This is a genomic window from Cyclobacterium jeungdonense (assembly GCF_010994275.1).
GTDB classification, from domain to species: Bacteria; Bacteroidota; Bacteroidia; order Cytophagales; family Cyclobacteriaceae; genus Cyclobacterium; species Cyclobacterium jeungdonense.
The window spans coordinates 86,225-111,041 of sequence record NZ_WMCD01000014.1 but is presented as its reverse complement, the minus strand read 5'-3'; the positions used below and the strand labels follow the sequence as shown (position 1 = coordinate 111,041).

21 protein-coding genes are annotated in these 24,817 nt (G+C 43.6%); 4 read left to right on the top strand and 17 right to left on the bottom strand.

The genetic code is table 11. From position 1 onward, the window contains the following. Positions 1–145: 145 nt before the first annotated feature. The 7 genes from GKS34_RS21430 to alaS form a co-directional block, all read right to left on the bottom strand. Positions 146–2,590 (bottom strand): leucine-rich repeat domain-containing protein, encoded by a 2,445-nt coding sequence (locus tag GKS34_RS21430; RefSeq protein WP_163387039.1) that lies wholly within the window; start codon positions 2,588–2,590, stop codon positions 146–148. Beyond that, positions 2,577–3,419 (bottom strand): hypothetical protein, encoded by an 843-nt coding sequence (locus GKS34_RS21425; protein WP_163387038.1) that lies wholly within the window; start codon positions 3,417–3,419, stop codon positions 2,577–2,579. The genes GKS34_RS21430 and GKS34_RS21425 overlap by 14 nt, the downstream gene beginning before the upstream one ends. Continuing rightward, a complete protein-coding gene (locus tag GKS34_RS21420) occupies positions 3,416–3,994 on the bottom strand; it encodes a hypothetical protein (protein WP_163387037.1) in 579 nt (192 codons plus the stop codon). Before GKS34_RS21420 ends, GKS34_RS21425 begins: the two co-directional genes overlap by 4 nt. 30 nt (positions 3,995–4,024) lie before the next feature. Beyond that, the gene (locus GKS34_RS21415; protein WP_163387036.1) at positions 4,025–4,495 is read right to left on the bottom strand and encodes a nucleoid-structuring protein H-NS; all 471 of its coding nucleotides are present in this window, start codon (positions 4,493–4,495) and stop codon (positions 4,025–4,027) included. Between the two features lie 347 nt (positions 4,496–4,842). Next, entirely contained in the window at positions 4,843–5,961 is a 1,119-nt protein-coding gene (locus GKS34_RS21410; RefSeq protein ID WP_163387035.1) for a TlpA disulfide reductase family protein, read from the bottom strand. A gap of 2 nt (positions 5,962–5,963) precedes the next feature. Beyond that, positions 5,964–7,445 carry an Asp-tRNA(Asn)/Glu-tRNA(Gln) amidotransferase subunit GatB gene (gatB, locus tag GKS34_RS21405; RefSeq protein WP_163387034.1) on the bottom strand — a complete coding sequence of 494 codons (1,482 nt, stop codon included), beginning with the start codon at positions 7,443–7,445 and terminating at the stop codon, positions 5,964–5,966. 73 nt (positions 7,446–7,518) lie between these two features. Further along, complete coding sequence (gene alaS / locus GKS34_RS21400) at positions 7,519–10,155, bottom strand: alanine--tRNA ligase (protein WP_163387033.1); 2,637 nt, start codon at positions 10,153–10,155, stop codon at positions 7,519–7,521. A gap of 156 nt (positions 10,156–10,311) precedes the next feature. Here alaS and GKS34_RS21395 point away from each other — a divergent pair, with 156 nt between their 5' ends. From GKS34_RS21395 to GKS34_RS21380, 4 genes are all read left to right on the top strand, one after another. Next, positions 10,312–11,289, top strand: coding sequence for a M23 family metallopeptidase (locus GKS34_RS21395; protein ID WP_163387032.1), 978 nt, complete (start codon positions 10,312–10,314; stop codon positions 11,287–11,289). Positions 11,290–11,449: 160 nt separating this feature from the next. Next, entirely contained in the window at positions 11,450–11,806 is a 357-nt protein-coding gene (locus tag GKS34_RS21390; protein ID WP_163387031.1) for a MerR family transcriptional regulator, read from the top strand. Next, on the top strand, positions 11,784–12,911 hold the full coding sequence (dprA, locus tag GKS34_RS21385; RefSeq protein WP_163387030.1) for a DNA-processing protein DprA: 1,128 nt from the start codon (positions 11,784–11,786) through the stop codon (positions 12,909–12,911). The genes GKS34_RS21390 and dprA overlap by 23 nt, the downstream gene beginning before the upstream one ends. Positions 12,912–12,983: 72 nt before the next feature. Further along, entirely contained in the window at positions 12,984–13,640 is a 657-nt protein-coding gene (locus GKS34_RS21380) for a hypothetical protein (RefSeq protein ID WP_163387029.1), read from the top strand. 161 nt (positions 13,641–13,801) lie between these two features. On the opposite strand, the gene dnaN is transcribed toward GKS34_RS21380, so the two are convergent. From dnaN to GKS34_RS21330, 10 genes are all read right to left on the bottom strand, one after another. Further along, positions 13,802–14,926 carry a DNA polymerase III subunit beta gene (dnaN, locus tag GKS34_RS21375; protein ID WP_163387028.1) on the bottom strand — a complete coding sequence of 375 codons (1,125 nt, stop codon included), beginning with the start codon at positions 14,924–14,926 and terminating at the stop codon, positions 13,802–13,804. A 233-nt stretch (positions 14,927–15,159) separates the two neighbouring features. After that, a complete protein-coding gene (gene gldG / locus GKS34_RS21370) occupies positions 15,160–16,848 on the bottom strand; it encodes a gliding motility-associated ABC transporter substrate-binding protein GldG (RefSeq protein WP_163387027.1) in 1,689 nt (562 codons plus the stop codon). Beyond that, a complete protein-coding gene (gene gldF / locus GKS34_RS21365; protein WP_163387026.1) occupies positions 16,841–17,563 on the bottom strand; it encodes a gliding motility-associated ABC transporter permease subunit GldF in 723 nt (240 codons plus the stop codon). The genes gldG and gldF overlap by 8 nt, the downstream gene beginning before the upstream one ends. 4 nt (positions 17,564–17,567) lie before the next feature. Next, positions 17,568–18,476 carry a gliding motility-associated ABC transporter ATP-binding subunit GldA gene (gldA, locus tag GKS34_RS21360; protein ID WP_163387025.1) on the bottom strand — a complete coding sequence of 303 codons (909 nt, stop codon included), beginning with the start codon at positions 18,474–18,476 and terminating at the stop codon, positions 17,568–17,570. Between the two features lie 231 nt (positions 18,477–18,707). Further along, on the bottom strand, positions 18,708–19,907 hold the full coding sequence (locus GKS34_RS21355) for a phosphoglycerate kinase (protein ID WP_163387024.1): 1,200 nt from the start codon (positions 19,905–19,907) through the stop codon (positions 18,708–18,710). Positions 19,908–19,943: 36 nt separating this feature from the next. Then, a complete protein-coding gene (locus GKS34_RS21350) occupies positions 19,944–20,906 on the bottom strand; it encodes an L-threonylcarbamoyladenylate synthase (protein WP_163387023.1) in 963 nt (320 codons plus the stop codon). Then, the gene (locus GKS34_RS21345) at positions 20,906–21,619 is read right to left on the bottom strand and encodes a tetratricopeptide repeat protein (RefSeq protein ID WP_163387022.1); all 714 of its coding nucleotides are present in this window, start codon (positions 21,617–21,619) and stop codon (positions 20,906–20,908) included. Before GKS34_RS21345 ends, GKS34_RS21350 begins: the two co-directional genes overlap by 1 nt. An 88-nt stretch (positions 21,620–21,707) precedes the next feature. Then, complete coding sequence (locus tag GKS34_RS21340; protein WP_163387021.1) at positions 21,708–22,259, bottom strand: NUDIX hydrolase; 552 nt, start codon at positions 22,257–22,259, stop codon at positions 21,708–21,710. Between the two features lie 2 nt (positions 22,260–22,261). After that, entirely contained in the window at positions 22,262–22,849 is a 588-nt protein-coding gene (locus GKS34_RS21335) for a hypothetical protein (RefSeq protein WP_163387020.1), read from the bottom strand. After that, on the bottom strand, positions 22,846–24,768 hold the full coding sequence (locus GKS34_RS21330) for a RecQ family ATP-dependent DNA helicase (protein ID WP_240459410.1): 1,923 nt from the start codon (positions 24,766–24,768) through the stop codon (positions 22,846–22,848). The genes GKS34_RS21335 and GKS34_RS21330 overlap by 4 nt, the downstream gene beginning before the upstream one ends. Between the last annotated feature and the right edge of the window lie 49 nt (positions 24,769–24,817).

Here is a 24,817-nt window from a genome sequence, read left to right as displayed (position 1 = left end):
GCAAAAAACTGAAAAAAACACTTTTATTGAACGAAAGTCAGCAAAACCTGGCCAAAATGTTTGGTTTTTGATTTTGGGTGTCCCAGTGTCGAAGTCAGGAGGCTACCAGGGAAATCTGGTAGCCTTTTTTGGTTCGCTTCTGTTTTTAATAATACCTGATTTCACAATTGGGAAGTTCTTCTTGGAGTTTCTCAATGTTTCGACTGCTAATCCGGGTATTATAGCAAACCAGTCTTTCCAAATTTATCATGTGGCTGATGGGATTCAAATTTCTTACACCCGTGCTGGCAATATCTAAATACCTTAGGTCATAAAGCATCTCCAATCCTTTCAGGTTTCGGATATTGGTACCCGAAAGGTTCAAGTGCTTGAGTCTCCCTAGCTCGCTGAGTGGTTGCAGGTCTTCTACGGCCGTATTGGATAGGTCTAGCTCTTCTAAAAAGCTGAGGGGCTGTAGAAATGACGCATCACGGAAAGGAGTCTCTACCAATTGAAGCAATTCCAGCCCTTCTAATCTGGAAATGGCAGAAGGGTCTTTTAATGGGACGCTTCTTATCCGTAATTTTTTAAGGTTAAAAAACACCAATAATGGCTCCAGGTTGGAAATATCCGCATTTTCAATCGAAACAGCAGGACTGGCAGTCATGCGGTGCAATTCCCTCGTTTCCGGATCGGTAGTAAGATCAAATTGAGTGCTAAATAAATTCTTCCATGTGGAATCAAGACTATCCCACCATTGAAATAATTCGTCTGATCGAAAAACAATGGTAGCCTCTGGAAGGAAGCTGGAAAGTTCCTGGATTTCCCAATCGGGCACTTCTGTAAGGTCCAGATTGACATATTCAAGCGTTTCGAGTCCCTTTAATGGGGAAACAGTCTTAACCTTGGTAGAAGCAAAAGATATCTTTTTCAGGTTAGTCAATTCCTGCAAAGCTCCCAAGTTTATTACCCCTGTTTGATTTCCCTGTATGTGTTCCAGGCTTTTCATTTCGGCCAATGGCGAAAGGTCTTCTATCTGGGTGTTTTCGAAGGAAATATAAACCGCATTTTTAAATTTCAAAGCCGGACGAAGGTTGACGACCCGGCTGTCATTGAGCATTAGTGAGTCGATGTTCACGAGCTCGGACAATGCTTCAATACTTGGTTTTCCTCTTCCCAAATTTGGGAATTTTTGGATAAATACCTGATTCCAACCTTCAGGAAGGGTCTCCCACCATGTTTGCAGGTTTTCCACATTGTGGATGAGCAAAATGCCCCGGTTATTTCTGGCGAAAGTTTCAGCCGCATTTTCCGAAATGCTGGTGCGGTCGGCATAAATTCTCCGGATGGAATTTGACCCGCTTAATGGATCCAACCTGCTTACTTCCGTACCGTTAATATTAACACGCCAAAGGGCGGGAAGTTCGGCAAGTGGCGACAAATCGAGGATATTGGTAGCTTCCAGGTTTATCTCTTCCAGATTTTTTAGTTCAGATAAGAACCCAAAATTAATCAGGTAATTTCCTTTCAGATTAAGCTTCTTCAACTTAGTCAAATGCTGGATATTCTCGATATTATTAAACCCACTTTCTTCCAGGTTAAGATGTACCAGTTCTGTGAAATTCTCTAAGACTCCGAAACCCATAAGTGGCGTTTGAACGGCATTGAGTACTTCCAAATTTTTCAGGCTGCCTAGTTCTTCAATATTTGTAACCTGGGTTCCCGATATGTCCAGATAGGTCAGCTTATCCGAATATTTGATAAATTGAATATCGGAAGTGGGTGTATGTGCAATATTCAGATACGATAGAAATGTAACGTTGCTGATAGGAGCCAGTTCTTCGATTCTTGTGTGGCTGATATCTACGTATTTCAGGTCCTGAAATACTTGAATTGGTGAGAGATCCACGAGTAAGCGGTTTCCGGACAGATTGAGCGAATCCAGACTGGAAACTTTATAAAGCATGTCCAGGGACACGGAATCCTCCTGAAGGTCAAACTTCTCCCTGATTACGGTCTCCCACTCCAGAGACAGGGAATTCCACCAGTCTACCAACTCTTCATCCCTGCTCAGCTTGGTAGTGTACATACTGGCAATTTTTAGTTCATTCGAGTCCCTATCAAGATTAATTTCTATGTATCTCGCTTTGGTATTCTCAACCGGTTCGTTATTCAACCCCAGCCCGGTAAGGGTCCGATCGAGGGAAATTTCAAAAAACAACTCATCTTGGTCGTTTAATTTTGGTTTTATTTCTTTGATTTTAAATTCGAACTCCACGTCCTTAAAAAAGAACTCTATGTCCTTCAGATAAGAAACGATGCTTTTATTGGTGATTACTTGTCTATCTGTAAGCAAATCGTCCTCTACCTGTACCTGCTCGTCTCTAAAAATCTTTTTATAGCTTTCCCGGATGATTACATCCTTATCCCGGGCAGAAGTTTCACTACTTCCGACGGTATTGAGAAAATATTGCAAAAAGCGAACTTGATCTTCCGCCTGCTGGCTAAAATCCTTAATTTCCTGTTTACTGTATCCTCCTAAATCCTGAGCAAAGGCTATTTGGGTACAAAAAAAAAGCAGGATTGAAACAATTGATCTAATTCCTGTCATAGATGTAATTCAATATAATTTGCTTATCTCCATCATCCAATTTCATAAGATTAGCAATAAGCCAACCTGTATTAAATCCCGGACGATTGAACTGTGAAAGCTCGAAGTACCAATTATCAATTTGAAAAAAATGAAACTTGGTATCCTTCACGGTCACGAATTTCAATCTCTCATTCTTTATTTCATAAAGAAAAAGAGTAAGGTAATCCGGTTCATAACCATCTGGAGTATACGATTCCGGCTTGGGATTTTCCACGATTGCCTTCCTTAAGTTCATAAACCCCAATTCGTGACTGAGAGGATGGAGAAACTTTTTATCATCTCCTGTTGGCTTGTCGAAGGCAGCGGTGAATGGTTCAAACGAAACATTCTCAATTACCCATTCATATCCAAGTCCCTGTGGCTGTAACTTCAAAAACAATACCACATCTTGCCGTTTTCCATTATAATTGAAAACTGTATTGACTTCGGAAAACCATTCTCCGCCATGAAAATTAAGAAACTGCGGATACGTGTCGGAAACCACATGATTTATGAATTCCCTTTTCAGTTCATTACTGACATCGGATGTTTCGTTGTCAAAAAGGATATTGATAAAAGATTTTCTCAGCTCTTCATTGTGGTAATTTTCATCACCGGGAAGATACCGGATCGTTCCATCTTTACTTTCTTCGGCATTAAACCTTCTAAAAAATTGATTGACTTGTTTGGTTGCGGCAGCGAACCTGCCATCATCTATAATCCGCCCGGAGCTATTTAAAGTCTGCCCCGGAGCGGAATGTATAGATAAGATTATGGTAATTAGGGTAATTAGGGGTACTATTCTCATGCTGATGTTTCCGTCACTCTCACGTCTCCCAGTAACACATCCCAAAACTCAATGGTTCTTCCGGAAATCTGGGTTTGCTTCTTCTCTACGTAGATCGTAATGTCTTTTTTGGTTGTATCTCTATAATTAAGTCCGGCTTCCTGTGAAGTCCCTTCGAATCTTTGGTAGATGGTAATGACCCCTACATACCTGCCATCGGGCTGTCTTTCCAAATCACTGATGTAGTGGATATCGTACCAACTGATATTCACCCGATCGTAATTCAGCGCCATCAATCGCTCAAAATACCTTCTAATTTTATAGTAGGCAATCTCATTTGTGTTGATGGAAGACACGCCCATTTCGGCATCCGGAGCAAACAACTCTTCGGCTCGATCCATAACGCGGGTAGCCTCGGAAAATTGCGTTTCTTTACTTCCGATAATACTAATGTATTTACTAAGGTCCTTTACTTTTTCCAAAGCCAGGGAATCAATGGCTTGCTTTCTTTGAGGACTTATGCTGTCATCCTGCGCAAAAACCGAAATAGAGGTCGCCAGGAAAAAGATCAAAAGGGATGGGATATATTTTTTCATAATCACTTACTTTCTTTTATATTTTTAAAATTATCTTCTTCTAAGTTCTAGTTCTGTGACCTTTCCGGATCCATCCATTCTGATGTCACTGATAAAATTCAGATTCTTTTTGGTGTCTTTCAAATAATTAAGATACCTCTCAATGGTAGTAGGTTCGTCGTAATCTTTCACCCCACTTTCCTCATGAATGACAATCAACACAGGAGTATTTTGGTTAGAAAACATACCCATCGCTTCCCTAATAGTATTGTTGGCACTTTGAAGCGTGGATGCATTGGCTACCGCATCGAAGTAACTTTCCAATTTACCTACAGCAACTTCTTCCGCAGAGGGTTGTTCCGGCTCGGGAGCTGGTTCTGGGGCTGGTTCTTCTACAGGCACTGGCTCAGGCTCTGCCTCAACTACCTTTTTCTTACTCTTACATGCTCCCATGGCTAACAAAACGAATAGCATCACAGCCAGTGACCGTGTCAAGGGAAATTTTAGGTTTCTTTTTTTCATAAGAATTGAATGGTTTTTAAGTTAAATGCAAATCCAGTGTTTGGGTAATAGTCTCACCCTGCTTATCTGTTTTACATTGGAGATTGGTGAAAATTGTTTATGTATGTGTTACCTGTTATTTATTTTCAATTACACAAATTTGGCTATGGGTGACAAATAAATCCGTATAAATACTTCAGTACTTACTTTTGATGAACAAAATAATTATAATAAAACATATCCAATAATAGGGAATTATTTCCTCAATTACACATGGAATGATGAGATCATTTTTAATTATCCGAATTGCTAATATATTACTATCTCCTGATTGCTGGAAAAGATTATTTTAACGGTCAAATCCTCATTTAATTGAATAATTCCTCCAGTTTTCTCTCCAGGGATCTTCCCCGCAGGTCTTTTGCCAGGATATTTCCTTCGGGGTCAATCATGTAAGTAGCCGGTATGGCATTGATTTGATAGGTAGCTGCTGCTTCCGAATTAAAATACTTCAAATCCGAAACCTGGGTCCACTCCAACCCATCTTCCTCAATTGCTCTCAGCCACATTTCCCGGGTCCGGTCCAGGGATACCCCAAAAACCTCAAAACCATCTTCTTTATACTTGTTATAAAGTCTAACCACATTTGGGTTCTCATCTCTGCAGGGCTTGCACCAGCCTGCCCAAAAGTCTACCAAAACGTATTTACCCTGCAAGTCCGACAAATTCACTATCTCTCCCTCTGGGTTTGGGAGGGATATTTCAGGCGCAGGCTGCCCTATGGACAAAGCTCTTAATTCATCCAACTCCTGCTTCCAGGAAGTGATAAGCTTCATATCAGGATATCGCTCCCCCAAGTCCGTTATCAGACTATCCAGGTAATTAAAATCTGTTCGGGGATTCAGCATGCCCATTCCTGCCAAGGCAGCGAAACTGCCGTCACTATCGGAGATAACCGCTTTGATGTTCTCCGCATGGTTCAATTCCAGATCCATGGCCTGCTCCTGGATTTGTTTGATTTTTTCCTGATCTTTATCTGCCATGGCCTCATAGAAGGTGGAGTTAAGTTCATTTCCAGCCTCCTGATAAACGGACGTGAGAGAATCAATAGCTACCACCAATTGGCTATCCGAGGACCCCGAAAGTTGGAGTTCGTCTGTTTCAAAGTCGTAATTGACCTGCACATCTTCCTCATAAAGTGCCAGGCGTACCGTTTTCATACCAAAAAGATCCAGTTCGTAAAAGTTGGGGGATTCCAGTTCCAATTCGTAGGAAAATTCTCCATTCTCTTCTACCGTAAGGGTATCCACCACGTTTATCCGGTCGTTATCGTATTGAGACAATACCAGTTCACCATCCGGGTGATTTTGGATTTGGCCAGAAATGGTGACTTGACCATCAAACACTTGTTTCTCTCCTTCCCCACAAGAGAAAAGGAGGCCAATCGCTACTCCTATGGGAAGGACTGTATAAATCCATTTTTTCATAATCACTGTTCCAATAATTCAGTTAAAATTTTATTGGCAATTTTTGGATCTGCCTTTCCTTTGGATTTTTTCATTACCTGTCCCATAAACATGCCCATCAGTCCTTTTTTCCCGGATCGATATTCCAAAACCTTGGCCTCATTTTCAGCAAGAACGGCTTCAATTACGGGTTTGATCGTGCCTTCATCACTCTCCTGAATCAGGTTAAGCTCCTGCGCGATTTCCAGTGGAGACCGCTGCGGATGTTGTAATAATTCGGGATAAATTTTTTGGGAAGCTGCTGTGTAGCTGACCTTACCTTCATCGATCAGACTGATCAATGCAGCCAATTTTTCAGGTCCGATAGGGAAATCAGCAATTCCAAGTGTCAATTCGTTCAAATACGATTTTACAGGCCCCATTAGCCAGTTAGACGCACTTTTATAATTTTTTGTGTGGCTGCAAAAGGTTTCAAACCATAGCGCGATCTCCTTTTGGTCGGTAAGTACCCCCGCATCGTACTCGGGTAAACCATAAGTGTCTACAAATTTGGCGAAAAGCACTCCCGGCAAGACGGGCATTTCAGCTTTTACCGACTGAAGCCACTCCTCGGAAATAACCACTGGACTCAAATCCGGTTCAGGAAAATACCGGTAATCGTTAAGGTCCTCCTTGGTTCGCATGCTTCCCGTTAGGCCGGAAGTTGCATCGAAAGTTCTGGTTTCAGAGACAATCTCCTTTCCTTCTTCCAGAAGCTGAGTTTGCCGTTCGAATTCGTGCTCGATGGCTCTGGCCACGTTTCGGAAAGAGTTCATATTTTTCACTTCCACTTTTTTTCCCAAAACCTTGTCCCCCCAACGTCTGACCGATACATTGGCATCGCAACGAAGGGACCCTTCTTCCATATTTCCGTCACAAATCTCCAGGTATTTTACCAGCTTTTTGATTTCAATTAGCAAATTGTATGCCTCTTCGGAAGAGCGCATGTCAGGTTCTGTTACGATTTCTATCAGCGGTACACCGGCCCGATTAAAATCTACCAAGGTGTCAACTTCTCCTGCCAGGTGAATGGACTTTCCTGCATCCTCTTCCAGGTGGATGCGGGTAAGTGCGATGTCCTTTTTTTCTCCGCTCGACAATACGATGGGTACATGGCCGCCTACACAGATCGGGTTTTTATCCTGAGTAAGCTGATAGCCTTTAGGCAAATCCGGGTAAAAATAATTCTTCCTCGCAAAGACGTTTTTTCTGGTGATGGAACAATGGCATGCCAGCCCCATCTTTATCGCGTATTCCACTGCCCGCTTATTGACTTTTGGCAAGGTACCCGGGTGCCCAAGTGTAATGACGGACACATTTGTATTGGGCATGTTGCCAAAAGTAGTTGCATCCGAGGTATACATCTTACTGTTGGTGAGTAGTTGGGCATGAACCTCCAACCCTATCACCAACTCGTATTTTTCCCGAATGGCACCAGCTGAGGAAATGGATTTTTCGTCAATCATCGTTTATTTATTACATTTATTATTCCAAAAATGGCAGAGAATTCTCCCAAAACCAAATCTGGAATCGGCAAAATTATTTCAGGGAATGCTGGAGGATCGCTTCCGCCTTGGATAGCACACGAGGCAAACCTGAGGAATCTTTGCCCCCAGCTGTGGCATAAAAGGGCTGTCCTCCACCACCCCCATTGATTTCCTTCGCAAGCTCTCTTACCAATTCCCCGGCATGAAGCCCTTTTTCTTTTACAAGCCTGTCACTAATGACAACCGCTATTTGGGGCTTGCCTCCAATATCAGCCGCCAGGATGGCTATCAGGTCTTCCATTTCATTTTTCAACTCAAAGGAAAGCTTTTTTAAGGCTTCTCCGTTAGGCAATTTAATCAAAGCTGATACCAATTGGTAACCGTTCAAGGATTTTGCCTGATTTTTCAGACTTTCTTTTATTTCTTCAGTGGCTTTCAAATGCAAAACTTCGATCTCTTTTCGAAGAAGCGACCGCTCTTCTATTAATGCCGCTACAGCTCCTACCAGGTCTTTAGGGTTTTTTAATAACTCCTGTACTTCATGCATGACCTGGAACCGCTTATTAACAAAGGCCTCGGCCTGACTGCCAGTAACAGCTTCCACTCGTCGAACGCCAGCAGAAATAGAACTCTCTGAAATTAACTTAAAAAACCCGATTTCTCCCGTTGCCCGTACATGCGTCCCCCCACACAATTCGACAGAAAACTCCGGATCAAAAGTAATTACCCGAACATGTTCTCCGTATTTTTCGCCAAAGAGTGCTGTGGCTCCCATGGCCATCGCTTCCTCTATGGGTATATTTCGCTGCTCATTCAGCGAAATGTTTTCCCGGATTTTAGCATTTACCATGGCCTCTGTCCGCTCTAATTCATCGGGCGTCATTTTTGCGAAATGAGAAAAGTCAAAGCGCAATACCTGCTCGTTTACCAAAGAACCTTTTTGTTGGACGTGGATTCCCAACACTTGTTTCAAAGCCGATTGGAGCAAATGAGTGGCTGTATGGTTGTTTTTGATTTTAGCACGTTTATCTTCATTGACTTGGCAATAAAACTCGTTTTCAATACTATCAGGCAATTTATCCACCCAATGAACGATCAGGTCGTTTTCTTTTTTAGTATCCAGGACCTGAATCACCTCGTTTCCATTGCTGATCGTGCCGGTATCGCCAACTTGCCCACCACTCTCGGCATAAAAAGGTGTCCTGCTTAAAACCAACTGAAACCGATCGGATTTTTTATCTTTTATTTTCCGGAATTTTATAATTCTGGCTTGTGTCTGCAGGGAGTCATACCCTACAAACCCTTCACTCTCTTCGTTATTTACGGTATTCCAGTCGCCAGTTTCCAATTGAGCGGCGGATCTTGACCGCTCCTTTTGGAGGACCATGGCTTGTTTAAAACCCTTTTCGTCCACACTTAGGCCATTTTCCCTTGCGATCAACGAAGTCAGATCTAATGGGAATCCATACGTATCGTACAATTCGAAGGCAACTTCTCCAGGTATCACCTGCTCATTTTTTGATTCCAGGGATTGCTGAATGTTCTCCAGATTTTTTAGTCCTTTATCAAGGGTTCGGAGAAATGCCAACTCTTCTTCCTGTATTACCTTAGCAATAAATGCTCGCTGTTCCTGTATTTCGGGATAAAACTCACCGAACTTTTCTGCCAAAACAGAAACCAGCTGGTATAGAAAAGGAGCTTTCAGATCCAGGAACGTGTACCCGTACCGGACTGCTCTCCGAAGTATTCTCCGGATAACGTACCCTGCTTTGTTGTTGGAGGGTAGCTGCCCATCTGCTATGGTAAAGGATATCGCCCGGATGTGATCCACAATCACCCGGAAAGCAATATCTGTTTTTTCAGACTGCCCGTATTGGTACCCGGAAATGGCTGCGATCTTATCTAAAAATGGTACAAATAAATCCGTATCGTAATTGGATGCTTTTCCCTGGATAACCCGTACCAGGCGTTCCAGCCCCATTCCGGTATCCACGTGGCGGGAAGGTAGCTCCTTCAGGCTTCCGTCTGAAAACCGGTTATACTGAATGAAAACCAGGTTCCAGATTTCGATCACCTGGGGATGATCTGCATTGACCAGCTCTTTTCCCGGAATCTGGTCTATCTCCTCCTGAGGACGCATGTCAATGTGGATCTCCGAGCAGGGACCACAAGGCCCCGTCTCTCCCATTTCCCAAAAATTATCCTTTTTAGAACCAAATAGGATCTTCTCCCGGTCGATCCATTCCTCCCAATAGGAAAAGGCTTCCATATCTTGTTCCAACCCATCTTCCCGGTCGCCTCCAAATACAGTCACATACATGCGGTCTACTGGCAGCTTGTACACATCGGTCAGCAATTCCCAGGCCCAGGCGATGGCTTCTTTCTTGAAATAATCTCCAAAAGACCAGTTACCCATCATCTCAAACATGGTATGATGGTAGGTATCCACGCCTACCTCCTCCAAATCATTGTGTTTTCCCGAAACCCTAAGGCACTTTTGACTGTTAGTAACCCGTAAGCTGGTTGGGATTTCATTTCCTAGAAAAAAATCCTTAAATTGATTCATTCCTGCGTTAGTAAACATCAACGAAGGATCATTCTTAACAACAATTGGGGCAGAAGAAACAAATTGATGCTTTTTTGATTGAAAAAATTCAATGAATTGGCTTCTTATTTGTTTTGAATTCATATTTAGTTAGCTTAGAATGAATTACTTGGAAATTGTAAAGTTTTTGGATTATCTTTGTACCCAAACACCCAAATAAGTGATTTTCTAGTAGTAATGAAATTAACCGATTTTTTTTTCGGATTACAAAATTAGCAGTTTTAACGTACTATTTGTTAAATGAGTAGAATAAAATATTATTACGATCCCAAAACCTGTAAATACGAACGATATGTCAGGAGTAAGTGGGATGTAACCCTAAACTTATTGGGTTTTTTGTCCTTATCTTCCATGCTGGCGGTAGGTATTCTTTTGGTATTCCATTACTATTTTGACAGCCCTAAAGAACTAATGCTGAAAAAAGAAAATCGGGAGCTGAAGCTTTATTACGAACTCCTTGAACAGGAAGTTGGGCAATTAAACACCATGATGGCTGACCTTCAGGAACGTGACGACAACCTCTACCGGGTTATTTTCGAATCCGAACCAATACCCACTTCCGTAAGAAAAGCAGGGTTTGGGGGCTCGGACCGATTTCGGGAAATCAAAGAGAAAGGGTTGAATCAAGAAAAAATGATCGTTTCCGTTTCCAATAAAGTAGAAACGCTTAAAAGGCAGCTTTTCATACAGTGGGAATCCTATGACGAATTATCTGAAACGGCCATGAACAAAGAAGAGTATTGGGCTTCCATTCCCGCCATTCAGCCAATTCATAACGAAGAGTTAAATCGTCTGGCCTCGGGATATGGTGTTCGGTTGCACCCGATCTTAAAGGTTAGGAAAATGCACACCGGTGTGGATTTCTCCGCACCCAAAGGTACACCTATTTACTCCACGGGTGATGGTGTGGTAGAACGAATTCGTACGGAATTTGGAGGTTATGGCAAATCCATTATCATTGATCATGGTTTCGGTTTTAAAACCCGCTATGCACATATGAACGATTTTGATGTCAAAGTAGGTGACAAGATTAAAAGAGGCGATAAAATTGGTTCGGTAGGCAATACCGGCTCTTCTACCGCCCCCCATGTTCACTATGAAGTAATCAAAGATGATAAATACGTGAATCCGGTAAATTACTTCTTTAAAGATCTGGAACCCTCTGAATTTGATAAAATTCTTGAGTTAGCTTCCAGAGAAAACCAGTCCTTGTCCTAAAAACCAAGATTCTTCTAATGACCAGAAACGTTTCCGTAATTACCGGACAGGTTTCTGGTTTTTCATTTTTATCATCCGACTACCATGGAAAATAGTTACGAGTAAACCTATGTTGTTTGCCGATAAAATTGTATATTTTTGGTGAAAAAATACCTGGAAATTGCCTTACAGAGAAAAAGAAATAGAGAAAAAATACTATTCTATAGGAGAAGTAGCCGAGAAGTTTAAAGTGGCTACTTCCCTAATCCGCTATTGGGAAGGGGAATTTGATATCATCAAACCCAAGAAAGATAAAAAAGGTAACCGGCGGTTTACCAAAGATGACATCGAAAAAATTCAGCTCATCTATCACCTGGTAAAGGAAAAGGGATATACGCTCACCGGTGCTCAGGAAATCATCAAAAAAGACCTGCACAAAATTCAGGACACCGCTACGATGATCCACAAGCTGCATGAAATCAGAAGTTTTTTGATCGAAATCAGGGAAAATCTGGATGAGCAACGGACAGAACAGTAAGGTTTTGCATACCGTGGCTCTGAGTTTGATACCCAAATTGGGGCCGAGTATTTTCAAGACAATCGTCAGCTATTGCGGATCAGCTGAAGGCTTTTTTACCCTTCCACAGGGGAAGGTGGCCAAAATTCCCGGCATCGGACCGAAGTTGCTGGCACAGCGAAAATCCAAAGATTCTTATCTAAGAGAAGCAGCGTCCATACTAGAAATCGCTATTAAGAAAAATATACAGGTACATTGTTACCCAGATGACAGCTTTCCGGACCGGCTGCGAAGCATCCCGGATGCACCTCCCATTCTCTTCACTAAAGGCAACCTGAATCTAAATCCCAAACGAACGGTCGGTATCGTGGGAACCCGGAATGCAAGCAGGTATGGCAAAAATATCACCCAAAAAATTACTGAAGACCTTGCCCGTTTTCAACCTTCAATCATTAGCGGACTGGCTTACGGTATTGATGTGGAAGCACACCGGGCCGCACTGTCTCTAAATTTACCCACCATAGGCGTGATGGGCTCTGACCTGGACACCATCTACCCTGCTACACACACTGTCATTGCTTCACAGATGATGGAAAACGGTGGGTTACTATCTGAATTTAAAATTGGGACTAAGCTAAATCCCATGAATTTCCCCCAGCGAAACCGGATCATAGCCGGGCTTTCCGATGCGCTCATCGTAGTGGAAGCAGCAAAAAAAGGGGGTGCCCTCATAACGGCAGAAATTGCCTATAGCTATAATAGAGAGGTTTTTGCCGTACCGGGTAATTTGCAGGCGAAATACAGCGAAGGATGCAATAACCTCATTCGTAACATGAAAGCTGGGATTTACATGGGGGCAAAAGAAATCGAGGAGTCACTTTCCTGGGACAAGGAATCGGGAGAAAAGGACCCCGCATCGACTTTGCCAGATACATCCAACCTGGATTCCATTGAGGTCAGGGTCCTGGAGCGGCTATTTGAAAAAAACGAGGCCGGAATTGATTGGCTGAGTCGGGACACGGGGGTTCCAATCGCTGAACTTGCTATCAAACTATTAAACCTGGAATTTCTAGGGTTTGTAAAGGCTATCCCTGGAAAAAAATACCAGTGGACCCATAAAAAATAAGAATTTCCAATCCACTCGTGTAAATGCCTTAAAATGATTACCTTAGTAAGTAACCATTTAAACCACCTACTCATGAAAAACAGTAACTACTTCCTGATTCCCCTCCTTATCATTGCCTTGGCCTGCACGCCTAAAACGGAGGATACCGATTCCATTACCATGAAAATAGCCAAAGCATATGGTTATGAGCAGCTGGATGAGGTCAGTTCAATCGCCTATACCTGGAACGTGCGCAGAGACAGTGTGAATGTACTGGTAAGAGACTGGAACTGGAACATGGAAAAGGGCGAAGTTCAATACCGGGGACCAGATACTACGGCTAGCTACAGTCTTGCAAACAAGACAGCTCAGGTCGAAGAGGTAGACCAGAAATTCATAAATGATAAATATTGGCTGCTTTTTCCTTTTCAATTGGCCTGGGATGATGGATACGAGGCGGAGGTGATCGAAAATCAACCCTCTCCCATACATGGAGAAACGACTACGAAGGTCATTATCCGTTACAACAATACCGATGGGTACACCCCGGGAGATGCCTACGATCTATACGTGGACGATGACTATATGATCAAAGAATGGGTTTTTCGCAGGGGAGATGGTCCGGAAGGAAGGGCCTTTACCTGGGAGAATGTCCAAGAATTCGACGGGGTTAAAATTGCCCTGGACCACCGATTGGAAAACGGGGATAAAATCATTTGGTTTACAAATGTAGAAGTAAACAAAGAATAAGAATTATCCATCAGAACGAGAACGGTACTCTTGAGAAGCAAACAAAATGGCTTTGCCAGGACAAGCATTCTCCTCTACCTCTGATTTCAATATTAAATTAAGCGAATTAAAAAAACCCGGGGAATAACCGGGTTTTACATCTTTTTAAATACCTCGCTTTTCTAAACGTAATTGCTAAGCATCACCGGCATTACCAGCATGAGGATATCCTCATTTTCACTCATATCGGAAGGCAAAATCAGGCCTGCTCGGTTTGGAGCGCTAAATTTTAAGGTGACTTCCTTGGCCGTAATGTTATTTAACATTTCCACGAGAAATTTAGCATTGAATCCTATCTCGATATCCTCGCCTTCGTGTTCGCAGGATAGGCGCTCGTTTGCCTCATTTGAGAAGTCCAGATCTTCCGCAGAAATCTGAAGTTCGCTTCCTGTCAGTTTTAGGCGTACCTGATGGGTGGTTTTATTGGCATAAATGGCAATCCTCCGCAGGGAACCTAAAAATTCCTGCCGGTTGATCACCATGTCATTTTCATTATCGGTAGGGATGACATTTTCGTAATCCGGAAAACGCTCATCAATCAACCGACAAATCATTTTAATATTATTGAATTTGAAGTAGGCGTTACTGTTATTAAACTCTACTGTCACGGGTACGTTATCCGAAGGAAGGGTTGATTTTAACAGGTTCAAAGCTTTTCGTGGTACAATTATATTGGCGGCCTCGGGTGAAGCAATGTCTACTCTGCGATATCGGATAAGACGGTGTCCGTCCGTGGCCACGAAGGTGGTATTGGTGTCACTAAGATTGACATAAACTCCTGTCATGGCAGGCCTAAGTTCATCGTTGCTGGTGGCAAAAATGGTATTGGCAATGGCGCTACTCAAAACCTCAGTTGACATTTCCACGGATGTAGCGTTCGTTACTCCGGGTATTCTTGGAAAATCGGTGGCATTTTCACCAGCCAGTTTGTACCGGCCGTTGTCGGAACTGATTTCTATGCTATACGTCTCCTTATCAATGCTGAAGGTAACCGGCTGTTCGGGTAGATTTTTTAGGGTTTCGATAAGAATTTTAGCAGGAACTGCAATATTACCATCTTCCTTAGCCTCTACATCTATTTCTGTCATCATTGAAGTTTGCAGATCGGAGGCTGTCACCGTCAGTTTACTGTCCTTGATTTCAAAAAGAAAGTTTTCCAAAATCGGTACCACCGGGTTGGTCGTTACCACCCCGTTTATGGAAGACAGTTGCTTCAAAAGGGATGAAGAAGAAACAATAAATTTCATAGGTGTATTTTTTTATTACGTCAGTCAATTGATGCGCCTGATCCACAAGGTTGGTCCTGGCAGCGATAAAAAGATGATTTCTGATTTCCAAACCTTTGCTAAAGAGCAATAGTTGACTCTCCAGATGCATCCGATGGATTTAACAGGGTAAAGTTATAAATAAAATTACAAATGCCCTCATTGGGATTTGATTAGATGAAATAAAAATACCTGGGAGCCGGTAGGGATTTCTATTAGACATGGTCTTTTTCGTATTTTCTTTTCTTGAATAAATACTGCGTCCAGCCAATTAGCAGTACTAGCAGCACTGGAAAAGCAATATTGATGACCTGCCAAACGCCTTTTTGTCGGTTTACTTTTACTTTATTAAGCGGCCTGATTTGGAATTGTTTTCTTTTGGTAGCCATGATTCCATCAGGGTCCACCAGGTAATTCACTGCATTTTGCAAAAACTCTCTGTTTGCCGTCTGATTTTCAGAAAATGGACTCATGCCAAGAGGCAAAGGTTGTTCTTCGCTGGGGTCTACCCAACTCTTCGCCAGATCGGAATCGCCGGCCACGAGAACCCGCCCTGCATTCCCTTCCGGAATAAAGCTGGAAACATCAAACCCATCGGGTACAAACCTGTTTTTAAAATACGAAGTGAATTTTCCTTCTAACAAGTATACCAAAGGTAGGTTTCCTGTAGTGAAGGTTGCCACTTCCGGTTCTTCTGCCATGTCCTTAAATGCAATCCGCACCGGAGCACTCAATTTTTTGCTAAAATTACTACTAAAAATGAGCGGGGTTTTGGTAACCCCTTCCGCCTTTACCGTATCCATGGTGCTGACAAAGCGGAATTGGACCTGATCGAGTCCTTTAGTGATCGGGTGATTGGCCATTTTTCCGGCCTGTACATAAAAAGGCCAAGGCAGTGGAACAACCTGCGACTGATCTCCAAAATCTCCGGCAACCACCGGGTGATATCCAAAATTCAAATCCTGAATCAAATCCCTGTTGATTCGAATACCATACCGGAAAAGCAAACCATCCAATCCGGTGTCAAATGGCATCGCTACCGTCCCTTCTCCCCCCGCCTCTTCCAGGTTCACCGCCATTTGATCCACAAAAAAAACCAGATTTCCACCATGCATTAGATACTGGTCCAGCAGGTACTGTTCCCGTTCTCCGTAGGCTTGCTGAGGACCCGCTACCAAAAGGGTCTCAAAAGTAAGCAAATCGGCTACCTTTTCTGCCTGATCAAAGGGAACCTTGTATACTTCATAATCCTCATTTAGGGCTTCTACCATACCAAATCCATTGTCCTCCGCCGTTTCTCCTTGTCCAATGATAATGCCCACGGCCTTTTTATTTTTCGTATAAAGCCGCTGAAGGGCCTGGCTGATCTCGAATTCCAGGTTTTCTATGGAAAGGTTCAGTATCTCATCAGGCCCCATGCCCCTCTCCCCTTTAAGCAGCAAGACGCCCAATTCATAATCCTCACTTCTAAGTACAATTCCTGGAAATATCATGCGGGAAGTTTGGGCTCCATTTTGGGTACTGTACAAATTGGTCGGATTGATTCCATACGCAGCAAGGTCGAGAATGTAGGCGTCCCGGGAATCGCTTTCCATTTTTAAGGGATCCTGGTAATGGATCGTGATTTCTTCATTGCTATAATTCTGAAAAGTGGTCAGCGTTTCCTCAATTCCTTTCTGAAAACGTTTCATTCCTGCTGGCAAATCCCCCTCCAGCAAAATTTCTACTTCCAACGGCCCGTCCATATTAGCCAAAACCTCCCTGGTAGCGTCGGACAGGGAATAGCGTCCCTCTTCGGTCAGATCCATTCGAAACTGCCACCAATTCCCCAAAACCCACAAGCTCAACCATAGGAGTATCAGTAAAAGTATTCCAAGTACTATCGGTTGGTTCTTTTTATCCATTTCGCTCGATCAAAATCCAGGTGAAAATCAACCAGGTAAGAATCATCCCCAGAAAGTAAAAGACGTTTTCCGAAACGATCACTCCCCTGCCCATTTGTTCAAAATGAAAACTAATACCCAGTTCTTCCAGAAACAACCCCAATTCGCCGGAATATAAGGCCGCAAGTGCACCCATGCCACCGTACAATAGAAAACATAAAAACACCGCTATTACAAATGCAACAATTTGGTTCGAAGTGAGCGTGGAACTGAAAAGCCCAATAGCCGCAAATAAGGCTCCCACCAAAAGCAACCCAATATAGGAGCCAAAAAAACCGGCACTGTCGATATTTCCAACGGGATCACCAAGCTGAACCACACTGAAATAATAAACCAGCGTGGGTAGCAGTGCAAACAGTATTAACAATAAAGAAGCCAGGTATTTGGCCAAAATAACTTGATGGCTTTTGAGGGGAGAGGTTTTAAGGAGCTCCCAGGTACCTGATTTCCTTTCCTCTGCTACCATGCCCATGGTAATGGCCGGTATCAAAAAGATAAACACGAAGGGGGTATAGGTAAACAGGCTGTCTAAATCTGCATAACCATATTCCAGCACACTGGTACCTGGAAAAACCCAAACGATCAAACCCAGGGCCACTAAAAATATACTGGTAATCAGGTAAGCTGACAGGTTGCTGAAAAAGCTGTTTATTTCCTTGTATAACAAACTAACCATGTTGTTAATTTTGTGTGAGCCTGTAGAATATGGATTCCAGGTTATTTTCCTGCTGCCGGACACTGATCAGGTTGAGGCCTTTTTCCTGCACCAGACGCATCAGTTGCAGGCGTAATTGTTTAGGGTCTGTACTGGAAAAAGCATAGGTAGTTGGATTGGGCTGGGAATATTCCGAATAGGCCATGCCTTTGATCCACTCCGGGACCAGTGCCTCTTCAGTTTCGAATATCAGTTGCCCCTCTCCCTGACCTGATTTCAGGTGCTGCAACAGATCCTGGGCCACGATTTTTCCGTTGTGAATAATGACCACCTTATCACAGAGGGCTTCGACTTCCTGCATGATATGGGTACTTAATATCAAGGTTTTATTTTCACTGATGGTTTTGATCAGTTGCCTGATTTCTACCAATTGGTTGGGGTCAAGGCCAGAGGTGGGTTCGTCCAAAACGATAATTTCCGGATCATGTAACAGGGATCTGGCCAGCCCGACCCGTTGTTTATAGCCTTTGGATAACAAGCCTATTTTCTTTTTCCGCTCAGCCATCAGGCCGCATTGTTCCATGACCGTTTGTACCCTGTTTTGAAGCATTTTACCTTCCATTTGGTAAAGACCTCCTACAAAAGTCAGAAATTCAGGAATGTACATTTCCGGATACAACGGATTGTGTTCCGGCAAATAGCCAATCAGTTTACTTATGACTTTCGGATGCTTGGTGACCGAAATTCCTTTCACCAAAACATCCCCCTCATCAGCCGTCAGGTATCCGGTCAAAATCTTCATGGTGGTGGATTTCCCGGCACCATTAGGCCCCAAAAAACCAAGAACCTGACCTGGTTTAGCCTGAAAACTTACCTCATTGAGCACTTGCTGAGAACCGAACGTTTTGGATAACTGATGGATTTCTATGGACATGAAAGTCAGCTGATTTAAATTCGGGGTCAACCACTAAACGACAAAGAAATACGATCTAGTGCCTGAAAGGTAATTTTCCCCTGTCACAAACCAAGGGCAAGGACAGGGGAATAACCATTCAAAGGCTTGCCTAAATTCCAAAAAAACCATCTAATCTACAGCCTTTGGAATCAATCCATTTAGGACCAATCCGGATGGGGATCGAATGGCAGCCTACTTAGTGGTAATTAATTAGGGTTCCAGAGCTTTTACACCAGGAAGCGTCTTTCCTTCCATCAATTCCAGAAGCGCACCTCCGCCCGTAGAAACGAATGAAACATCATCCCCATAGCCAAATTTATTGACCGCAGCGGCAGAATCTCCTCCTCCTATCAGGGTAAAAGCTCCATTTTTCGTGGCGGCTACTATGGATTCGGCAACGGCTTTGGTGCCGTTTTCAAAACTACTCATCTCAAAAACACCCATGGGACCATTCCATAGAACGGTTTTCGAGGCCATGATGACTTCAGAGAATTTTTTCCGGCTTTCCGGTCCAATGTCCAATCCCATCCAACCATCAGGGATCTGTCCTCTTTTAGCCGTGCTTTGTTCTGCATCATTGGCAAAAGCCTTGGAAGTTACGGCGTCTTCAGGTAAAATCAGGTTAACGTTTTGCTTTTTGGCTTTTTCAACCAATTGCAGGGCAAGTTCCATTTTATCTTCTTCCAAAAGGGAATCCCCAATAGAGCCTCCCTGCGCTTTGGCAAAAGTATAGGACATTCCGCCTCCGATAATCAGGTTATCCACCTTATCCAATAATTTATCGATAAGCATTATTTTGTCGGAAATCTTGGCTCCGCCCATGATGGCTGTAAAGGGTCTTTCCGGAGCGCCCAATACCTTTTCTGCATTTTCTAATTCCGCTTCCATCAGGTATCCTGCCACCTTGTCATTGAAAAATTCGGCCACTATGGCTGTGGAGGCGTGCGCTCTATGAGCAGTACCAAAGGCATCGTTGACATAAATATCTCCCAGGGCTGCCAGTTTTTTAGCAAATTCCCGGTCTCCTTTTTCCTCTTCCTTATGAAATCTCAGGTTTTCCAGTAACAATACATCTCCCGGGTTGAGGCTGGTAGCCAATTGGCTGGCTTCGCTCCCGATACAGTCTTTCGCAAATTGTACAGAAACTTCCAGTTCCTTATTCAACTCGGTTACAAGGTGCCTCAGGGAGAATTTTTCCTCCGGACCCGACTTAGGCCTGCCCAAATGGGACATCAGGATCACCGCTCCGCCATCTTCCAAAATCTTTTTGATGGTAGGGATTGCGTACACGATCCGGGTATTATCCGTAATTTTATATTGATCGTCCAGGGGTACGTTAAAATCCACCCTTACCAGGGCCTTCTTCCCTTTAAAATCAACATTATCGACAGTTTTGATTCTATTGTTCATATGTTGTAGGTTTAAAATTTATCAAAAATAAGGATTTTATTTGGCAGCTGCCCTCCTCAATCGGTCATTTATGGCCTTTCCCAAATGAATTTCCGGCAATTCCTGGGCTAATATTACCTCTGCATCACTAGCATCCAAAAGCCGCATGTAGGAAAACAGGTTTCTCGCTGCCTCGTCGTAATTTCCATCTGCACTCAATGCCAGCTGCAGGGAGTCTGGTAAGTCCGCAAAGGCTCTGGTAAAGGATAAGACCGCAAAAACGATTCCTTTTCTGCCAAACTTTTCCATCAGTTCATCCAAATCACCCAAATAGACCGGTTTTTTGGGAGCATAATGGCTTTTGAGCATGCCCGGAGATTTTGGATTGCTGCTGGACTGTGGCAGGATAAGTACTTTCCCCACCGCATCTTCTATATCCGCAACGGAAATCCCACCGAGTCTGTACACAATTACCTGACCCTGCTCCATTCCAACGATGGTACTTTCCAGCCCTACTTCACAATCACCTCCATCCAATATATAATTTATTTTATCACCCAACTGGTCTTGAACGTGCCTCGCTCGGGTTGGGCTAATGTATCCAAAAGGATTGGCACTTGGAGCCGCCAAAGGAAAGTTAAGCTGTTGCAATAGTTTTCTGGTGAGCGGATGCCTTGGGACACGTACCCCAACCGTGTCCAGTCCACTGGTAACCAAATCGGGAATAATGTCCTTTTTGGGTAATAAAAGCGTCAAGGGTCCTGGCCAAAAACGCTCGCCAAGGGCTGCTAATTCTTCCGGAACATCCTGCACATAATCCATCAATTGGCTTTTTTTACCAAGATGGATAATCAGGGGGTCAAATTCCGGTCTGTCTTTGGTCTTAAATATTTTTAAAACGGCGCGTTCATCCAGCGCATTACCTGCCAAACCATACACCGTTTCTGTAGGTATGGCCACTAACTCTCCTTCTGTAAGATATTTGGCTGCTTTCGCTATGTCTTTACCTATCTCGGCCATTATTCCTGACAGAACTCGTCCACCCATTCCTTTGCTTGCGTATACCCTAAAGACAAGGCCATTTTTAATTGGGTACAGCCCTTTTCCTCGTTTCCTAATGCACTCATTTCCGTTACGCCAAGCAGGTAGTAAGCGGAGGCATTCCGCTGATCCAACCGCACCACTTCATTGAGCGTAGCAATGGCCGTCAGGGGGTCATTGTTTCCCAATTGGGCTTTGGCCTTGTTGAAAAGAACGGTAGGTTGCTCAGGGTTCGCTTGCAAGGCCATGTTAAAATCTATCAGGGCGTCCTCGTACATTTCCAGGCCTAATAAAGCCAGACCTCTGTTGTAATAAATATCAGATTGATTGATATCCAAACCATTAGCCCGGTTGTAGTCGATTAGAGCTTCCTTGAACGCCTCCTTTTCCATCCAGGCATTACCTCTGTTAAAAAATGGTTTGTAATTTAACGAATCCACCTCGATTGATTTGGAAAAAGAGTCAATGGCCTCATCCCATTGACCCAGCTCAAAAAAAGCCACACCTCTGGCATTCCAGGCAGCAGCATGCGCACTATCAAGGCCTACCAGCCGGTCAAAATAGCTGATCGATTCCTCGTACTTTTGCCCTTCCAGGGCAGTTACACCAGCCTCAAACAGCTCCTCTACCGAAGGCTGGCAGGAAACCAGTAGAAAAAGAAGTGCCAGGGATTTGAAAAGGTTGTTATTCATCTCATCTCAAAATTTTGGCAAAGATAGGGATTCCCTGAAGCACAAACCGAATAATCGGACAATAAAATCAGGCCTTCCGCGCCTTTGGTTATAAAAGTATTTCAGATCGGCTGGTTTTTTCCAGCATCCGAAGGATTGAGGCATTGTTGCCTACCAGCTCAGCGGTCATGTCAAAGCCTACCCAAGCCAGGTCTTTACTCTCCGGACTAATGATCAAAGGCTCGTCCATTTCAGCCTCTATCAAAAAGCGAACATCGTAATGAAAGTGCTGCGGATCGGTAGCGTTGGCTGGTATCAGATGCCGATCCAGGTCAAATATAAACCGATCTACTAACCGAAGAGAAGTCAAACCACTTTCTTCACGTGCTTCATCCATGGCCACTTCCAACAGGTTCTGGTTACCGTCTGCATGTCCTCCCAGTTGCAACCATTTTTGCAGCTTGCGGTGCAGGGTCAACAGTGTATGCGTTCGCCTCCGATTCACAATCCAGGCAGATGCGGTAAAATGTCCCTCCTTTCTATCGCGGCTGAAGGCAATCGGATCATCCAGCAATGCCAAGAAATCCGGAATCATCGCTTTTTCTTCCTCAAATGGAGTCCTGTAATTCGATAAAAATTCTTTTAATAGTCTCTTGTCCATAGTTAATCCTGATTAAATAACCGATCCATAAATCGGTCAAAGGGAGCGGCATCGTGGTATAACCTGTCTGCATAGACCGTAACCAATACCTTAAGGTAGCTGGGCTCGTTATTTATGTAAATTTTTTCTATACTCACATTGCCGAACAACTGATCAATTTTACTATTCAGATCCCCTGCTGATAAAGGTGGCTTAAAATAATATTTTTCCGTCACTTTTACCTGTTCGTTTGTTTCTTCCATTTTTCTATCCAGGCTTACTTTTCTATATCCCAATTCGGCCATCCCTTGTCCCAAACCAACAAACAGGTTGGAGAAGCTGGAAGCAGTCAAAGGATGCTGAAAACTTACTGCAAAACCATTGGCATAGGGAGAATGCAATACATGAACGTCAGGTTGCTTATTTACCCCGGCAATTTTAAGGTGGTAATTATCGTAAATCTTTTTCATCAACGCCCGACCTTCTACGGAGTCCATCCAGGAAGATACCTGTGCTTCTTCATTCCCGGAAACGGTAAAATTCTCTTTTATGGACAATTTACTGTCTTTCTCTGGAAACAACCTACCCAACAAATCATCGATGAATTTCATGTTAGCCTGATTTTACCATTTTCTCCTGTGACTAGTAGACCTTCATCCTCCAGATGTCGAATGACTTCTACCGTAAGATCATCGGGACTCTCTCCCACAAGTTCTAACAAATCCTTCAAAGAAAACGCTTGCCCGGCTGCTAAAGTTTTAAGTATTTTACTTTCCAGGCATTTTTGATAGCTCCCCCTTTCCTTTTCCTTCTTATTCTGGAGACAGGTATCGCAAATACCGCAGGTATATTCATTCTTTTCCCCAAAATAATCTAAAATAAGCGATGTCCTGCAATTTTTTACATTTTTCGCATAAGCCACCATTTGTCCGGCCTTTTCTTTGGCCTGTGTCCTTCTTTGATTGATCCGCTTTTTATCCAATGGAAGCGTACCGGCATCTTTTCTTGGTGTCATAAAGGTTACCTGGGGCTTGTCCTTTTTTGGAGTGTATGCTACCAAGCCAAGTTCGTCCATCCGCGTTAACATTTTCACCACTTCCTTTTCGGGGATCTTCAGGAGCTGGCTGAGTTTGTTTTCCCAAATGCGAATGTAGTTGACAAAAAGCTCCCCACCGTGCAATCTAAGCAACAGCTTAATCAAGGGGTCTAGTTTGGCGTAAGCAATTTGTGCCTCGTAAATTTTTGTCTGGGATACCAGGAAATGGAGAGACGAGGGGACGAAAACACTTTCAGAGAATAATAGAAAGGACTCTTCCTGAAGTACCTTGATGGCATTATAGGCCATCTTTACATCAAGAGAATAGGTGTTGGCAAAATTGGCGAAATCAAAATCAAAACTACTCATCTCAGCGCTCCCCACCGCCAGTCGGTAATAATTGGCCAGGCATTGGTAAACCCGCTTGATTTGGTCTTCAGGTGGATAGGACTTCTCAGCCATTTCGATCAGCGCCAGACAATCCTGCTCCCGAACCATCAACACGGCAAAGGCTTTGATCCGGTCTCTTCCAGCTCTTCCAGCCTCCTGGTAGTAATTTTCGAGGTTTTCAGGGATGTCCAGATGCAACACTAATCGTACGTCCGGTTTGTCGATTCCCATACCAAAAGCATTGGTAGCCACCATCACCCGGACTTTGCCCTGTATCCAATCCATTTGCCGCTGATTCCGATCTTTTTGTTCCAGCCCTGCATGGTAAAAAGTAGCCGAAATACCCAACTGAATCAGGTGCTGTGCTGTTTCCTTCGTTCCCTTCCGGCTTCTCAGGTAAATGATGGCACTTCCCGGTACTTTCTGAAGAATCTCCACTGCCTTTTCAACCTTGTTTTCCGCCCAGCGAACCGCATAAGATAAGTTGCTACGGGCAAAAGACTGCACAAAAACAGTTGCCGGTTTCATCTCGAGTTTCTCGATAATGTCTTCTCGGACGGCTAATGTCGCTGAAGCAGTCAGGGCAAGCACGGGCACTTCCGGTACCAGTTCCCGGATTTTAACGATCTCCAGGTATGCAGGACGAAAATCATAGCCCCATTGAGATATACAATGGGCTTCGTCCACTGCCAGCAGATTCACATTCATTTTTTTGAACCTTTCAAGGAATAGCTCCGTCTTCAGTCGCTCGGGAGATACGTACAAAAATTTGTAGTCTCCATACACACAATTATCCAGGAGGGTGTCTATCTCCCGCTTTTGCATGCCCGAATGAATGGCCAGGGCTTTAATTCCTCGCTTTTTCAAATGGTCCACCTGATCTTTCATCAAAGCAATCAAAGGGCTGATCACCAGACAAATGCCAGGCTTCATCAATGCGGGAACCTGAAAACAAATCGACTTACCTCCTCCGGTTGGCATCAAAGCAAGTGTATCCGTTCCCTGTGCAGCAGCTAATACAATTTCTTCCTGCAAGGGACGGAAATCAAGGTATCCGAAATACTGTTTTAAGGTGGCCAGGGCCTCTGTTTTCAATTCATCCATTGAGAAATTGTGCGATGTTCCTCCTACCAAGAGGCTATTTTTTTACAAA

Excerpts from the sequence above, each read along its gene's own strand:
- GKS34_RS21430 (WP_163387039.1), bottom strand. The coding sequence starts at position 2,590 with ATGACAGGAATTAGATCAATTGTTTCAATCCTGCTTTTTTTTTGTACC.
- GKS34_RS21425 (WP_163387038.1), bottom strand. The coding sequence starts at position 3,419 with ATGAGAATAGTACCCCTAATTACCCTAATTACCATAATCTTATCTATA.
- GKS34_RS21420 (WP_163387037.1), bottom strand. The coding sequence starts at position 3,994 with ATGAAAAAATATATCCCATCCCTTTTGATCTTTTTCCTGGCGACCTCT.
- GKS34_RS21415 (WP_163387036.1), bottom strand. The coding sequence starts at position 4,495 with ATGAAAAAAAGAAACCTAAAATTTCCCTTGACACGGTCACTGGCTGTG.
- GKS34_RS21410 (WP_163387035.1), bottom strand. The coding sequence starts at position 5,961 with ATGAAAAAATGGATTTATACAGTCCTTCCCATAGGAGTAGCGATTGGC.
- gatB (WP_163387034.1), bottom strand. The coding sequence starts at position 7,445 with ATGATTGACGAAAAATCCATTTCCTCAGCTGGTGCCATTCGGGAAAAA.
- alaS (WP_163387033.1), bottom strand. The coding sequence starts at position 10,155 with ATGAATTCAAAACAAATAAGAAGCCAATTCATTGAATTTTTTCAATCA.
- GKS34_RS21395 (WP_163387032.1), top strand. The coding sequence starts at position 10,312 with ATGAGTAGAATAAAATATTATTACGATCCCAAAACCTGTAAATACGAA.
- dprA (WP_163387030.1), top strand. The coding sequence starts at position 11,784 with ATGAGCAACGGACAGAACAGTAAGGTTTTGCATACCGTGGCTCTGAGT.
- GKS34_RS21380 (WP_163387029.1), top strand. The coding sequence starts at position 12,984 with ATGAAAAACAGTAACTACTTCCTGATTCCCCTCCTTATCATTGCCTTG.
- dnaN (WP_163387028.1), bottom strand. The coding sequence starts at position 14,926 with ATGAAATTTATTGTTTCTTCTTCATCCCTTTTGAAGCAACTGTCTTCC.
- gldG (WP_163387027.1), bottom strand. The coding sequence starts at position 16,848 with ATGGATAAAAAGAACCAACCGATAGTACTTGGAATACTTTTACTGATA.
- gldF (WP_163387026.1), bottom strand. The coding sequence starts at position 17,563 with ATGGTTAGTTTGTTATACAAGGAAATAAACAGCTTTTTCAGCAACCTG.
- gldA (WP_163387025.1), bottom strand. The coding sequence starts at position 18,476 with ATGTCCATAGAAATCCATCAGTTATCCAAAACGTTCGGTTCTCAGCAA.
- GKS34_RS21355 (WP_163387024.1), bottom strand. The coding sequence starts at position 19,907 with ATGAACAATAGAATCAAAACTGTCGATAATGTTGATTTTAAAGGGAAG.
- GKS34_RS21350 (WP_163387023.1), bottom strand. The coding sequence starts at position 20,906 with ATGGCCGAGATAGGTAAAGACATAGCGAAAGCAGCCAAATATCTTACA.
- GKS34_RS21345 (WP_163387022.1), bottom strand. The coding sequence starts at position 21,619 with ATGAATAACAACCTTTTCAAATCCCTGGCACTTCTTTTTCTACTGGTT.
- GKS34_RS21340 (WP_163387021.1), bottom strand. The coding sequence starts at position 22,259 with ATGGACAAGAGACTATTAAAAGAATTTTTATCGAATTACAGGACTCCA.
- GKS34_RS21335 (WP_163387020.1), bottom strand. The coding sequence starts at position 22,849 with ATGAAATTCATCGATGATTTGTTGGGTAGGTTGTTTCCAGAGAAAGAC.
- GKS34_RS21330 (WP_240459410.1), bottom strand. The coding sequence starts at position 24,768 with ATGGATGAATTGAAAACAGAGGCCCTGGCCACCTTAAAACAGTATTTC.